The organism is Aphanothece sacrum FPU1, assembly GCF_003864295.1.
In the GTDB taxonomy this organism is placed as follows: Bacteria; Cyanobacteriota; Cyanobacteriia; order Cyanobacteriales; family Microcystaceae; genus Aphanothece_B; species Aphanothece_B sacrum.
On the sequence record NZ_BDQK01000006.1, the window covers coordinates 32,870 to 46,620 of the forward strand.

The window sequence follows — 13,751 nt, forward strand, 5'->3', positions numbered from 1 at the left end:
TCATCAAAATGATAGCCGCGTCTAACCCACCCTACGAATTATAAGCTTTACTTATTTCAGAATTACTGTAACCCTAACCAAGTTAATACCCCTTGTCCGGTGACATATTCAATCACTAGGGTCAAAATAAAGCCAATCATGGCAGCACGGCCGTTTAAGCGTTCCGCGTAGTCATTAAAGCCGAATTTAGGATCTTCAACTTTAGGGGTTTGGGTGGGTTGAGTTTGGGGGTTAGTCATGTTGTCTCCTGAATCAAGTTATTTACAATTCTTTACGTTCAAGATAACACTTTGAGAGGACAAGAGGGAAGTAGGGGCGGGTTTTTTCCCAAATTCCGGCGATTCTCACAAAAAAGTCAGATAAACCCGCCCTAACAAGTATTTTTGATAAATTCGGACCTATACTTCTTGGAAAGATTAATCTCGACCGTTAATAGCAATTAAGAGTCGCAAAATAAAGATGAATAGGTTGATATAAGTCAAATACATGGATAAAGCAGCCGAGAGATACTGATCATTGCTATAAGTACGGGGCAAGATATAGAAATCTACAACAGCCGCACCCGCAAAGAGAAACACTCCTAAACCAGAAATAGCGATTTCTAACCAAGAAGGAGTATAAACCCCAAATAAAGAGAAGATTAACTGTCCTACCACCACAATGACTAAGGCTAGAATACCTAAGCTGATGGTTTTGGTAAGAGCCATCCCATCTTGGTCAGAGAGATTAGACCCGATACTGCGGCCAGCTATAAAGGCAATGCCACAACCAAGAGCTGCGATCGCTAATCCTTGAAGACCGACTCCTTGAGTTCCCAGAGCGACAAAAACGATGCCACTGAGGGTATAACCCGATAATAGACTATAAAGAGCCAATAAGGGGAGAGCGATGCTATTGTTGCCATTTTCTGCCACATTACGGGCGACAAAAAATAAGACTAACTCAAGGATAATAGCCACAATGAAACTGGGGAAAAACAGACTGGGAAAGGATTGGATAACTCCTAACCCTCCATAAGTTCCCACAGCAGTGAGGACTAAACCACCACCTAAATAAGGGAGGGCATTGGCAATGACATTAGGGCCAATCAGGTGTTGACTTTTAGCCTCAGCAATGGCTTGACGAAAGTTACTCGAATTACTCATGAGATTTCCATCGATAATTGTTTGAAGTATTACTTAAGTTTTATAGCGGAAATTGAGGGCAATCAGCTAGTAAGGAATACCGAATTTTTTGGGTGAGGGAGAGAAGTTATCAAAGATTAATGGTAATTGAGGGAACTTTGACAGAATTTGCGTATTTACTCAGACATAGGACCACCACAACTCCAAATATTTCAGTGTAATGCCGATAGTAAGGAATTTTCCTGAGAAGGAAAATAAGAAAAGATAGAGAACCAACTCTCATCATCTTGCTATTGACAAAATCTACTGTGGACTTAGGAATCATGACTATTCGATCTGCTCAATATACTAACGTTGATACTATAGAACTCTTAGTTGCTTATTTTCGTAATCCTTCCCTGGAAATACGGAATCAACTGGTAGAATTCAATAAAGGATTAGTGCGTCAAGTTGCTCATCGTATAAGTCGGCAATGTTCAGAACCTTACGAAGATTTAGAACAAATAGGTTATTTAGGATTAATTCGGGCAATTGAAAGGTTTAACCCTCATCAAGGCTGTGCTTTTAGTTCTTTTGCTATTCCTTATATTCGAGGAGAAATGTTACATTATTTGCGGGACAAAGGCAGTGTAATGCGGATTCCTAGACGTTGGCAAGAACTTTACAATAAAGGGAGAAAATTACGCAAACAATTAACCGTTAACTTAGGCTATCCTCCGAGTGATAAACAATTAGCGATCGCCCTTGGCATTGATATAAAAGAATGGAATGAGTGTCAATTAGCTCTACAAAATCGTTTACCTGTTAGCTTAGATGCAACGGTTAGTCAAACAGTAGATTGTTCTATCACTTTTGGCGATACTTTACCAGATCATCACTATCAAGCTAAACAAAAGTTTGAAGAAGATAGACTACAATTACAAAGAGCTATGAGTCAACTTGAAGAAAAAACAAAAGCCGCTATTGAATGTGTTTTTCTGAGAGAATTACCCCGCAAAGAAGCGGCTAAACAAATTGGGATGAGTCCCATGACAGTGACACGACATTTACAGAAAGGCATTCAACAATTAAGTGTTTTATTAGAACCGCAAGTGGCCTAATAAATAAATTATTATCTAATCAATAATTAAGGCAATTTTTCCTGTAACGGTAAATTCTGCATAATTCCCCGTTTGACTTTGGCCCAGTCCACCCCCACAAAAATATACCTCATCCCCTGGCTTAAATTCTTGAACCTGTGACCCTACAGCTTGAACAATACCTGCTCCATCACAACCTAAAATAGCTGGCATTTGCTCAGGATAAAAGGTTCCTCGCTGACGAATTTTGGTGTCAATGGGGTTAAGTCCAGCAGCTTTGATTTTAACGAGTATTTGCGTCGGTATGGTAATTTTTGGTTGAGAAATCTCCTGAAGTGTTAAGACATCAGGGGTTCCTGGTGCATTGATGATAATGGCTTTCATGGCTTAATTAGGGAGATTATTGTTAATTATGAATTGTCCATTGTCCATTGTCGATTGGTGAAACCTTTGTAACATCTTGTCAGTAATTTCACAGATAGCGATATAGTAAACATCAGCAGACATTTTACTTAGGCACTGTCAGTAATGCAGGTTTCATTGCGGTCTAAACCACTACTTAACTTCTTTTCAAACTCCTGGCTGATTCCTTTCAAGTATGGAGTGATGAACCTTATCACCCAAAAAAGACGACATAAACTGGGTTGGTGGTTATTGGGGTCAACGGGTGCAACCTTGATGATAGCGTGGAACTGGAAATTGGTTTTAGCCACTGCTACGGGCATCGGTTTCATGGTCTTAGTTTATCAGATGCAAGGTTGGAACTGGCAACGTCGCTGGTTCTATTGGGGTGAGTTTCTCAAAAGTTTTCAGGGTAAGTTAACCGTCGCGGCAGGAAGTGGGGGTTTAGCTGTGATAGGAAGCTATATGGCTATTTCCATTTGGTCTGAGGCCCAGAATCGTTGGTTAGCCACTGGTTTAATTTTACAAGGTTTAGGAACTTTATTAACTCTGGGATTATTAGGTTGGCAAATCTTTCATTTACAAGGCAAAAAAAAAGAAAAGCAATATCATGAATGGGTGTCAGATTTAACGGAGGTTAATCCTTTAAAACGATTAATTGCGGTGGTAAATCTGGCTAATCTTCTCGAAAAACAACAGTTAAGTTCTAGTCAGACTAAGCAACTTAGAGAATATTTTCGTTTGATGTTAAGCAAAGAAAATGAAATGGTGGTTCGTCAGACAGTTCTTAAAGGTCTACACCTAACTCAGGTTTCTGAGTTGTAGTTTTCAGATTAGCTTATGAAAATCAGTATTATTGTGCCTGTTTTAAATGAAGAAATTCTCATTGAGAAAAACTTGATTTTATTAAAATCTAACCCTAATGTAGAGATCATTATTGTTGATGGAGGAAGTCAAGATAAAACTGTTGAATTAGCTGAAAATTTGGGATTTAAAGTGTTAATTTCTTCTCAAATGGGTCGCGCTTATCAAATGAATAAGGGGGCCTCTATTGCCAGGGGAGAGATTCTCTTATTTCTGCATATAGATACCCACTTACCTCCACAATATCAGTCCATTATACAAGAGATTTTATCCGATACAAAAACCATTGCAGGCGCGTTTGAATTAGAAATTGATCGTCCAAACTTTTCTCTGTGTTTAGTGGAAATTTTAGTTAACTGGCGATCGCGTTTTTTTTCCTTTCCCTATGGAGATCAAGGAATCTTTATAAAGTCCTCAATTTTTCAAGAATTTGGAGGATTTAGTAATCTTCCAATTATGGAAGATTTTGAATTGATACAACGGTTAAAAAAACGAGGTAAAATTACCATAGCAAAAGCAAAAGTTATTACCTCTAACCGTCGTTGGCAAAAATTAGGAGTGTGGAAAACTACCCTAATTAATCAGTTAATTATTATTGGTTATTATTTAGGAGTTTCCCCTACACAATTAGCCGCTTGGTACAAACAAAAATAACCTGGGTTATGATTTTATTTTATGGGCATAATATATGGAAATACTATAGATTTTGAATTCCTGAAGGGGTGACAGGCTAGAAGCCTGTACCACAATCATTAATATTTCAAAGGGAAATACTATAAACCCAATCTTGATATTCTGGGTCTTTATTTTCCGTAATAGCTAATAATTTATCCCTTAATTTCTCCGTAATAGGACGTTGTTCGGATAAGTGAAAGGTTTCAATCTTTTTAACAGGAGTAATTTTGGCGGCAGTTCCACTTAAAAACACTTCATCTGCAATAAACAATTCCGTCTTATCAATTGGTCTTTCAAGAGTAGGAATTCCGAGATTTTTAGCTAAAGTCAGAATACTATCTCTTGTAATTCCTTCCAGGATATCTTGATCAAATCCAGGCGTAATTAATTGACCATTTCTAACAATAAATAAATTCATCCCTGTTCCTTCACAGACTTTACCCTGAGAATTCATCAAAATGGCTTCATCAAATCCCGATTCTACCGCTTCAGTTTTCGCTAAAGCAGAGGTAATATAAGCAGCACTAATTTTACCTCTTAAGGGAAAACTACGGTCTTCTTGACGATACCAAGAACTAATACGACAACTAATTCCATCGGGTGACATATAGTCTCCCATTTCTAACCCATAAACAAAGAAATCTTTCTCAATTTTGTGCAGTCGAGGTGCAATTCCTAACCCAGAAGTATAAACTAAGGGTCGAATATAAAAAGAGGCTGAAGGTTTATTTTTTTTGACAAAATCAATAATAATTTGTTGAATTTTAGCTGCGGGTAAATCATGGTTAAGAAATTTAGCACTTTGACTTAAACGTTGACAATGACGATCTAAACGAAACAATAAAATTTCTTTTGAATTCTGGGGATTAGGAATTCCTCGCATTCCCCCAAACGCTGCTGTCCCATAATGTAGCGCATGGGTAGCAATGGAAATCTTAGCATTATCAAAGGCAATAAATTCATTTTCAAAGTAAGCTATGGGCAAAAAATTAAGCATCGTTAGTTCCGGTATTCGTTATCTTTTTGGTTAGATTTTGTTTACCCTAATCCTTCTTTTATTATAAGAATAAATTAGAGCTAATTACAATCACATTTGTCCCAACCAACCGAGAAGGTTTTGTCTTTGTTCATCTGAAGGATTTGCCTTTTGTACAATTTCATAGCGACTAGGTTGGGGGTCTGCTAATTGTACGGAAAATGTTTGGAGTTCATCCTGATGAAACACTGTAATTGAAATAATATCATTAGTTTGGTAATCTTTGAGACGATCATTTAATTGGTCTGCACGAACTCGAATTCCGTCAATTGCTAGTAATTCGTCATCTGGGTCAATTCCTGCTAGTTTAGCAGGGGATTCAACTTCAACAAACTTAATAATTTCTTTACCGTTTTCTGCTTGGACTCGCATTCCTAAATAGGGGATTGGGTTGTCATCTATGATAGGTTTAAGAATTAAGCCAAAGGGGTCTAAATACTCATTAAAGGGTAATTCTTCTGTGGTATCTAGATAACGAGTCCAAAAATCTTGTAAATTAAGGTCTGCAACTGACTCTATAACTTGACATAATTGTTCTGGGGTAAAACCCATTTCTGTTTTACCAAATTGTTCCCACATTTGACGGATTACATCGTCCAAAGATCGCTTATTTTTATGCTTTGAACGAATCAATAAATCTAATAATAATGAGACTAATTGACCCTTAAGATAATAGGAAATTTGACAATTATCACTATTATTATCTCGTCGATATAGTTTAATCCAAGCATCAAAACTTGCTTCTTTTAATGGTTGAACTTTCCTACCTGGAATACTTAAAAAACGGGTAATTTCTTTGGCTAAAAGTCCTAAAAAAGTTTGATTATCATAAATCCCAGCTTTGAAAGGAATTACAAGATCATAATAGCTGGTTGTTCCTTCCGAAAACCATAGAGAGGGAGTATAATTCTCTTGTTCATAATCAAAGGTTTCTAAACCTTTAGGACGAATCCGTTTAACATTCCATAGATGAAAGAATTCATGAGCAACTAATTGAAGAAAACGGTTATATTTATCTTTATCTCGAAAGCCAAACCGAGAATAAATCAAAGAACAAGAATTTTTATGCTCTAATCCTCCAAAACCATTATTAGTTAAATGTAAAATAAACAGGTAATCATCATAAGGAAGTCCCCCATATAATTTAGCTTCTGTTTCAATTATTTTTTTTGTATCTTCAATTAACTTGTGAGGGTTAACATTTCCTTGACCCCAAATCGCATATTTATGGGGTTTTCCTAATACTTCAAATTCATAAACTGAATGAAGTCCAATTTCAAAGGGACTATCAACTAAGGTATCAAAATCACTGGCATAAAATTGATTGCTTGATCCCGATACTTTAGGCAATGCTGTACTAATATTCCATTGAAGATCAGGGACAATTATCTTAACAGTAATGGGTTGTTTTTCTAGTCCTGGAATAAAGTAAAATAAAGCTGCCCCATTAAAATAACCATGAGTCCTATCTAACTGATTAGTTCTGACAGTTAATTCATTAGCAAAAACACGATAGTTAACTGTAATATTATTAATATTTTCAGTATTAATAATCCAATGATTTTTACTAACTTTTTCACTCACTAATACTTGAGCCTGATCTGTCGATTGAGCAGAAAAATCTTGAATATATCTAGCGTATTCTCTCACTAAATATGACCCTGGTGTCCAGACAGGCATTTTTAAGTTTAAGACAGAATCTGACCAATTATTAATCTCTAAGGTGATTTGAAATAGATGGCAATGGGGATCAACCATTGCAACTTGATAATGAATGGTTGGGGTAAGTTTAGCAATGCTTGTTCTTTCAATCGTGGTAGCTTTGGTCATTGTTAGAGTTGTTTAGCGAGGTGATTAAGTTGTTTAATATTCGTCAAATATAAGCATTTATTAGCGGAATCAACTTCAAGACAGTTTTGATTTTGAAATTGATTAATACATTGTTGAAAATCTTCTAAGGAAACATCAGCAAAATCAGCAAGATCTTGATCAGGAATTTGTAAAATTTCTATGCCTTTTTCCGTTGATTTACCATAATTATCGCCTAATTTTATCAACGTTTTAATCAGTTTCATTTTAGGAGATTGCTGATGTAATTGAAGACGACGATAGAGTTGACAAACTCGCCGAACTGTTAACTGTAACATTCGATGATGTAATTGAGGATCTTTGAAGAGCATTTGTAAGAAACGTTGAGCCGAAATACTAAGTAATCGGACATCAGACAAAGAAATTACTTCAATAGACTTGATAGACTCATCTAGAATCTCCATTTCTCCTAAAAAATCCCCTTGACTAAGAATTTCTAAGGTGCTTTCCTGATAATGGTAATGAGAACGAACTTTCACCCAACCCGAAACAATTAAGTAAACAGCCTTTCCCCAATCATCTTCTGTTATGACTGTTTCATCTGGGGCATAGGTTTCTTCATCTACAATCGATAAGAGCCATTCTAGGGTTTCTGGGTTAGCTGTATAAAATAAGGGGAATAGCTCGCTAATTTCTTGAATGTCCATTAAAGGCTTGTCAGTATTCTACTGAAAAATGGGCTAGGGGATAAGGCTATTTTATTGTGTCATCACATCATAGCGGTTTTTGACGCTCCCCTGATTTATCTGGGGATTCTTAAAGTGGTTGATTACCTTATCCACTTCTGGTATTTTAGGTTAAAAATCAAGAAATATCAAGACTAAAAGCCAGGAACCAGATTAACAAAGAAACCAGATAGTTTATAATTAATTTTGGTCAACGGGTAAAATTCTCAAAACTCTCACAACTATCAAGAATTCATGACAACACTGCTTACTCAGTCTCAACCGCCTATTTCGCCTCAACTTAATGCAGACGTACGGTTGCGAGATATTCTCAAAACCCTACCTGCTGAGGTATTTGTCAAAGACCCCCGTAAAGCGTGGTTTAAGGTAGTTCTTACCCTGTCAATGGTGGGTTTAGGCTATTGGGGATTAGCGATCGCTCCTTGGTATCTATTGCCTATTTTATGGGCATTTACGGGGACGGCCATGACTGGTTTTTTTGTAATTGGCCATGATTGTGGTCATCGTTCCTTTTCTAATCGCACCTGGGTTAATGATTGGGTGGGACATTTAGTTTTTTTACCTTTAATTTATCCCTTTCACAGTTGGCGTATTCTTCATAATTTCCATCACAAAAATACGAATAAACTGGATGTTGATAATGCTTGGGACCCGTTTACTCCCGAATTTTATGAGACATTTTCGTCTTTTGAAAAATGGGGATATCAAAGATTACGGGGTAAGTTTTGGTGGATTGCTTCTGTGGTTCATTGGGCAAAAATTCATTTTGACTGGACAAAATTTGAAGGAAAAGAACGGGAACAGATTCGTTTTTCTGCCTTATTTGTTTTAATCGGTGCGGCTATTGGTTTACCTATTTTATTAGGAACTTTAGGCTTTTGGGGATTTATTAAATTTTGGTTTCTTCCCTGGTTAGGATTTCATTTTTGGATGAGTACCTTTACCTTAGTTCACCATACTTTACCTCCTATTCCTTTTAAGAAGGAAGCGGAATGGAATGAAGCGGAAGCACAGTTATGTGGTACGGTTCATTGTGATTATCCTCGTTGGGTGGAAATTCTTTGTCATGATATTAACGTTCATATTCCCCATCATATTTCCACTGGGATTCCGAGTTATAATTTGCGACTTGCTCATCAAAGTTTAAAAGATAATTGGGGTGAATATTTGTGTGAACGTCAGTTTTCTTGGGCGTTAATGAATGAGATTACCACTCAATGTCATCTTTATCATCCTGAGACGAGATATCAAAGTTTCCAACAATATTATCAGAATAAATAAGGTTGTTTAAAAAATTAAGCGATCGCTTTTTTATAAGAGGCGATCGCTTTTTTATAAGGACAATTTCATAAACTGATGGCTCTCCCGACATCTTGGTATAAAATGTATAATCAGCTACAATACTTTATATGGTGGGTTACGACGCGCCTTAAAAGTTATGAGTTTTTCATCAAAATCATAGCCGCGTCTAACCCACCCTACGAATTATAAGTTTTACTTATCACCATAGGTACGGGAGAGCCCAAATACAACAGTTAAATCGTGCATTATTAATTGCTTTAGATTTACCTGGGCAATTAGAAGATTTTTTGACATGACTGTGTTTTCCCAATAAACAAGTGAATGATCTAGACAAATTTACGGAGATCGATTAATATGTGTTAACTGAGTAGCAAATTAATCAAATCCTATGGATAGAGTCGTTCATCAATTAGCCGTCCTAGCTACCACTACCTGCTTAGGGGTTGCCGCTTTTTCCTTTGTCTTTCCCACCAGCAAAGTCAGTCATGACCTCACTCAAAATGACCAACTTGGTTCAGTTTCTGTAGAAGTTTCTCAAACTAAATAGTTAGTCGAGGATTATATCATAAAAAGTGTGATTAGTCAAGTCCTTTTAATATTAAGATTGATTAAGAGCCACTAAGCGATATTGGACTCCTTGTTCAAAAATTCTCACCCCACCCCCTTCAGCAATAGTTTGTCTAAGGGTTTTAGGGTCAGTGACTGTGACTCCTGCTAAGTAATCGATGCCAAAATCGGCTAATTCGCTCAACCAGGGAACGGTAGGGCCTATTAAAACTAATTTGGCGTTTTTAGATAATTCTACCAAACGAGGGAAGGTTTTATTAGGGATAGAAGTGGCTGTCAAAAATACCCAATCAGATTCAGGGAGTAAATATTCTGAGGCCGTTGCGGGGAAATCTTCAGGTCCTGGTTGTAGTTCAATCACATTAATTTTCATTTCAGTTTCGTAACGAACTAACCCTGGATAACGACCGATAACAGAAACAGATTTTCCTAGCATTTGAGGGAGAAAATGTTCAAAAACGGTTAAATTCCCTAAACCTGTTGTATAGGGGAGGAGTTGAGTTTTAGCAAGTAAAGGAGAATGAGGATTAATTGCGGCATTAATAGCAGCCATAGCCACAGTTGCTTGATAATTATCCCATGAACGGAGCCAAGGGGCTATATCTTGAATCCGTTGATTAACCAGTGTACCTGACCAAGATAGGGTGCGAGTAGGAATAGCTGGACTCATACAAAGACCGATTCCTTCAGCATGACACATAGTCCAAGTTAACCCGATCAAAACTTCAGTGATTAGGGGATTATTATGACTGTAATCTAACAGTAAATCGTAAATTTTTTGTGGATTAACCATTATTTAGTTATCATGGAAGAATTGTGTAGGGGCATAATACATTATGCCCCTATAGATTGTTAGGATAATTCCTAAATTTTATAGATCTAAACCGTCATAATGTCCTTTTCTTTAAGGGCTAATAATTCATCAACTTTGGCTGTGAATTTGTCAGTAATTTTTTGAATTCCATCCTGTAAATCTCTAGATTCATCCTCAGAAATATCGCTATTTTTTTCCTGTTTACGGACATCATCGATCGCATCTCGACGAATATTCCTAATAGCCACTTTTCCTTCTTCGGCTAATTTGCTGGCTAATTTAACCAATTGTTTACGCCGTTCTTCTGTTAGAGGGGGAATATTTAAGCGAATTACTTGACCATTATTATTAGGAGTTAAGCCAATATCAGATAGAGTAATCGCTTTTTCAATTAACCCCATACTCCCCTTATCGTAGGGCTGAATGGCAATAGTTGTTGAATCCGGGGTACTAATATTAGACAAAGATTTTAAGGGAGTTTCCGTCCCATAATAATCTACCATCACCCGATCAAGAATAGCCGCATTAGCCCGTCCGGTACGAATGGTATTAAATGATCGTTGAGTAGACTCAACAGATTTTTGCATATTATCTTCAATTTCAGCTAACATCACAGAAACCTCCCACAATAGTTCCAACAGATTCACCTTTAATTGCCCGAAGAATATTACCTCGAACCGAGAGATCAAAAACCATAATTGGTATGTTATTTTCCTTGCAAAGAGCGATCGCGGTTCCGTCCATCACTCGTAAATCATGAGTGAGAACATGATTGTAAGTTAAACTATGATAACGACGGGCATTAGGATTTAGTTGAGGGTCAGAATCATAAACCCCATCCACTTTAGTCGCTTTAAAAACAACTTCTGCTTCAATTTCTGCTGCCCTCAATGCTGCCGTTGTATCAGTGGTAAAAAAAGGATTACCTGAACCGGCCCCAAAAATCACGACTCGTCCCTTTTCTAAGTGACGCATAGCGCGACGACGAATGTAAGGTTCTGCTACTTCTTGCATAGCGATCGCAGTAAGTACCCTAGTAGGAACGTTATTTCGTTCTAGGGCATCCTGCAAAGTCATCGCATTCATTACCGTAGCTATCATCCCGACATAATCAGCCGTTGCCCGATCCATTCCCGCAGAAGCCGCTTTGACTCCGCGAAAAATGTTTCCTCCCCCGACGACGATCGCTAATTGAATGCCATGACTGATGACATCTGAAATTTCTTGAGCGATATCGGCCACGACTTTGGGGTCAATGCCATAGCCTAAGTTACCCATTAGGGCTTCGCCGCTCAGTTTAAGTAATACTCGCTGGTAAGTTGTCATCCCTGTGCTGCAATGTTGTAATTTAGCCTATCATTACTGCCTCAAGAATCAGCTATATTGGGATTTTTGTCAATTATTCTCAAAATTAGTAGGGGCGGGTTTTCAACTAAAATTGAAGGTTTTAAGCCATATATTCGATAAACCCGCCCGACATCATTCCCCTAAAATTGAAGGTTTTAAGCCATATATTCGATAAACCCGCCCGACATCATTCCCCTAAAATTGCCGGTTTTAAGCCATATATTCGATAAACCCGCCCCTACGGGAATTGTAATAACGGTTATTTAAGATTAGGTGCTTTCAATGCTACATAATCTGTTGGGACAATTTCAGCTTGTTTAACTAAACTTGGAACGGATTCTCTTAACAAGGCTGTTAACTGATTGGTCGTTGCATCATAAATTTGGGTGACAATCTTCGGATATAGCCCAATTCCAATAATAGGAATCAACAAACAGCCAATAATAAAGATTTCTCTCGGTTCAGCATCAATAAGCTTAGTATGAGATACCAATTCTTCATTTTCTGGCCCGTATAACATCTCCCGCAACATGGAGAGTAAATAAATCGGGGTTAAAATAACACCGATGGCAGCTAAAAAGACAACAATTACACGGAAAGTCGTGCTATAGGCATCACTGGTGGCAAAGCCCACAAAAACCATTAATTCTGCCACAAAACCGCTCATTCCAGGCAACGCTAAAGAAGCAAAAGAACAAGTTGTCCACATAGCGAAGATCTTCTTCATCTTTTGTCCGACACCCCCCATTTCATCCAACATCAGGGTATGGGTTCTATCGTAGGTACAACCTACCATAAAGAACAAACTCGCCCCAATTAAACCATGAGAGATCATTTGTAACATGGCCCCACTGACTCCTAAAGGGGTAAACGAGGCCATACCGATCAAAACAAACCCCATGTGAGAAATAGACGAATAGGCAATCTTTCGCTTGAGGTTTCGTTGAGCAAAAGAGGTTAAAGCGGCGTAAACAATGTTCACCACCCCTAAAATGACTAAAACTGGGGCAAAATAGGCGTGAGCATCGGGTAACATCCCCGCATTCATCCGTAAGAGGGCATAACCACCCATTTTTAAGAGGATACCCGCCAGTAACATATGGGCCGGGGCCGTCGCTTCACCGTGAGCATCCGGCAACCAAGTATGAAGGGGAAAAATGGGGAGTTTTACCCCATAAGCAATGAGAAAACCAGCATAGAGGAATAATTGTAATTTCAGGGGGATATCTTTAGCCGCGATCGCACTCATATCAAAAGTGATGGTATCGCCAAAAAAGGCCATAGTTAAGGCCGCCAGTAGGATAAATAAAGAACCTCCTGCCGTGTACAAAATAAACTTGGTTGCGGCATAAAGACGGCGTTTTCCGCCCCAAATCGACAAAATCAGATAAACAGGGACTAACTCTAATTCCCAGACTAGGAAAAAGAGCAACATATCTTGTACCGCAAATACGGCAATTTGTCCCCCATACATCAACAACATCAAAAAATAAAAGAGTTTAGGTTTAAACGTTACTGGCCAAGCTGCCATGGTGGCTAAGCTAGTAATAAACCCTGTCAGTAAAATTAGGGGCATTGATAAACCATCAGCCCCCACTGACCATTTTAAGTCAATTTGAGGAACCCAAGCATAGCTTTCTACTAATTGTAGGTTAGGGTTGCTTAAGTCATATCCTGTATAGAAAGCGTAAACAATGATAGCAAAATCAATCAATCCTATCGTCAGCGCGTACCATTTGACTGTTTTTCCGTCTTTATCGGGAATAAAGGGAATAAACAGTGCGGCAACGATGGGAAAGACAATAGTTGTAGTTAACCAGGGAAAATTAGCAAGGTTCATTAGTATATCTAACTCGATCATCAATAAGTTTAGGATTAGCAACCCTTAGCCGTTATCGCTTCGCTCAAAGTCGCCAAGTCAATCTTTAGACTTCGCACTCTATCACAAACAATCTAGCAACAATTTCTTAGAGAGACTATTTGGAC

General features: G+C 37.9%; 14 protein-coding genes and 1 pseudogene. 5 read left to right on the top strand and 10 right to left on the bottom strand.

Features of this window, described 5'->3' with window-relative positions:
* Positions 1–62: 62 nt before the first annotated feature.
* Positions 63–239: a CAB/ELIP/HLIP family chlorophyll-binding protein gene (locus tag AsFPU1_RS22540; RefSeq protein ID WP_172957543.1), complete on the bottom strand. Its 177-nt coding sequence runs from the start codon at positions 237–239 to the stop codon at positions 63–65.
* Between the two features lie 177 nt (positions 240–416).
* A complete protein-coding gene (locus tag AsFPU1_RS07775) occupies positions 417–1,145 on the bottom strand; it encodes a Bax inhibitor-1/YccA family protein (RefSeq protein ID WP_124976381.1) in 729 nt (242 codons plus the stop codon).
* Positions 1,146–1,447: 302 nt separating this feature from the next.
* Here AsFPU1_RS07775 and AsFPU1_RS07780 point away from each other — a divergent pair, with 302 nt between their 5' ends.
* Entirely contained in the window at positions 1,448–2,224 is a 777-nt protein-coding gene (locus AsFPU1_RS07780; protein ID WP_124976379.1) for an RNA polymerase sigma factor SigF, read from the top strand.
* Positions 2,225–2,269: 45 nt separating this feature from the next.
* Here the strand turns inward: AsFPU1_RS07780 and AsFPU1_RS07785 are convergent.
* Positions 2,270–2,587: pseudogene (locus AsFPU1_RS07785) on the bottom strand (alcohol dehydrogenase catalytic domain-containing protein); the annotation flags it as partial.
* A 222-nt stretch (positions 2,588–2,809) separates the two neighbouring features.
* On the opposite strand from AsFPU1_RS07785, the gene AsFPU1_RS07790 reads away from it, so the two are divergent.
* Both AsFPU1_RS07790 and AsFPU1_RS07795 read left to right on the top strand, forming a co-directional pair.
* Complete coding sequence (locus AsFPU1_RS07790; protein WP_227873579.1) at positions 2,810–3,430, top strand: hypothetical protein; 621 nt, start codon at positions 2,810–2,812, stop codon at positions 3,428–3,430.
* A 15-nt stretch (positions 3,431–3,445) separates the two neighbouring features.
* The gene (locus AsFPU1_RS07795) at positions 3,446–4,123 is read left to right on the top strand and encodes a TIGR04283 family arsenosugar biosynthesis glycosyltransferase (protein WP_124976373.1); all 678 of its coding nucleotides are present in this window, start codon (positions 3,446–3,448) and stop codon (positions 4,121–4,123) included.
* 106 nt (positions 4,124–4,229) lie between these two features.
* Here AsFPU1_RS07795 and AsFPU1_RS07800 read toward each other — a convergent pair whose 3' ends face one another.
* The 3 genes from AsFPU1_RS07800 to AsFPU1_RS07810 form a co-directional block, all read right to left on the bottom strand.
* Positions 4,230–5,141: a branched-chain amino acid transaminase gene (locus tag AsFPU1_RS07800; protein WP_124976371.1), complete on the bottom strand. Its 912-nt coding sequence runs from the start codon at positions 5,139–5,141 to the stop codon at positions 4,230–4,232.
* Between the two features lie 90 nt (positions 5,142–5,231).
* Complete coding sequence (locus AsFPU1_RS07805) at positions 5,232–7,010, bottom strand: M61 family metallopeptidase (RefSeq protein WP_124976369.1); 1,779 nt, start codon at positions 7,008–7,010, stop codon at positions 5,232–5,234.
* A 2-nt stretch (positions 7,011–7,012) separates the two neighbouring features.
* Positions 7,013–7,696 (bottom strand): Crp/Fnr family transcriptional regulator, encoded by a 684-nt coding sequence (locus AsFPU1_RS07810; protein WP_124976367.1) that lies wholly within the window; start codon positions 7,694–7,696, stop codon positions 7,013–7,015.
* Between the two features lie 273 nt (positions 7,697–7,969).
* On the opposite strand from AsFPU1_RS07810, the gene AsFPU1_RS07815 reads away from it, so the two are divergent.
* The gene (locus tag AsFPU1_RS07815) at positions 7,970–9,016 is read left to right on the top strand and encodes a fatty acid desaturase (RefSeq protein WP_124976365.1); all 1,047 of its coding nucleotides are present in this window, start codon (positions 7,970–7,972) and stop codon (positions 9,014–9,016) included.
* A gap of 409 nt (positions 9,017–9,425) precedes the next feature.
* The gene (locus AsFPU1_RS22545) at positions 9,426–9,584 is read left to right on the top strand and encodes a hypothetical protein (RefSeq protein ID WP_172957541.1); all 159 of its coding nucleotides are present in this window, start codon (positions 9,426–9,428) and stop codon (positions 9,582–9,584) included.
* A 51-nt stretch (positions 9,585–9,635) separates the two neighbouring features.
* Here AsFPU1_RS22545 and AsFPU1_RS07820 read toward each other — a convergent pair whose 3' ends face one another.
* The 4 genes from AsFPU1_RS07820 to AsFPU1_RS07835 all read right to left on the bottom strand — a co-directional run bounded on the left by AsFPU1_RS07820 (position 9,636) and on the right by AsFPU1_RS07835 (position 13,605).
* Positions 9,636–10,397 (bottom strand): DUF364 domain-containing protein, encoded by a 762-nt coding sequence (locus AsFPU1_RS07820; protein WP_124976363.1) that lies wholly within the window; start codon positions 10,395–10,397, stop codon positions 9,636–9,638.
* 86 nt (positions 10,398–10,483) lie between these two features.
* Entirely contained in the window at positions 10,484–11,029 is a 546-nt protein-coding gene (frr, locus tag AsFPU1_RS07825; protein ID WP_124976361.1) for a ribosome recycling factor, read from the bottom strand.
* Complete coding sequence (gene pyrH / locus AsFPU1_RS07830) at positions 11,019–11,744, bottom strand: UMP kinase (protein ID WP_124976359.1); 726 nt, start codon at positions 11,742–11,744, stop codon at positions 11,019–11,021. The genes frr and pyrH overlap by 11 nt, the downstream gene beginning before the upstream one ends.
* A 280-nt stretch (positions 11,745–12,024) precedes the next feature.
* Positions 12,025–13,605, bottom strand: a complete 1,581-nt coding sequence (locus tag AsFPU1_RS07835) for an NAD(P)H-quinone oxidoreductase subunit 4 (RefSeq protein ID WP_124976357.1) — start codon at positions 13,603–13,605, stop codon at positions 12,025–12,027.
* Positions 13,606–13,751 lie beyond the last annotated feature (146 nt).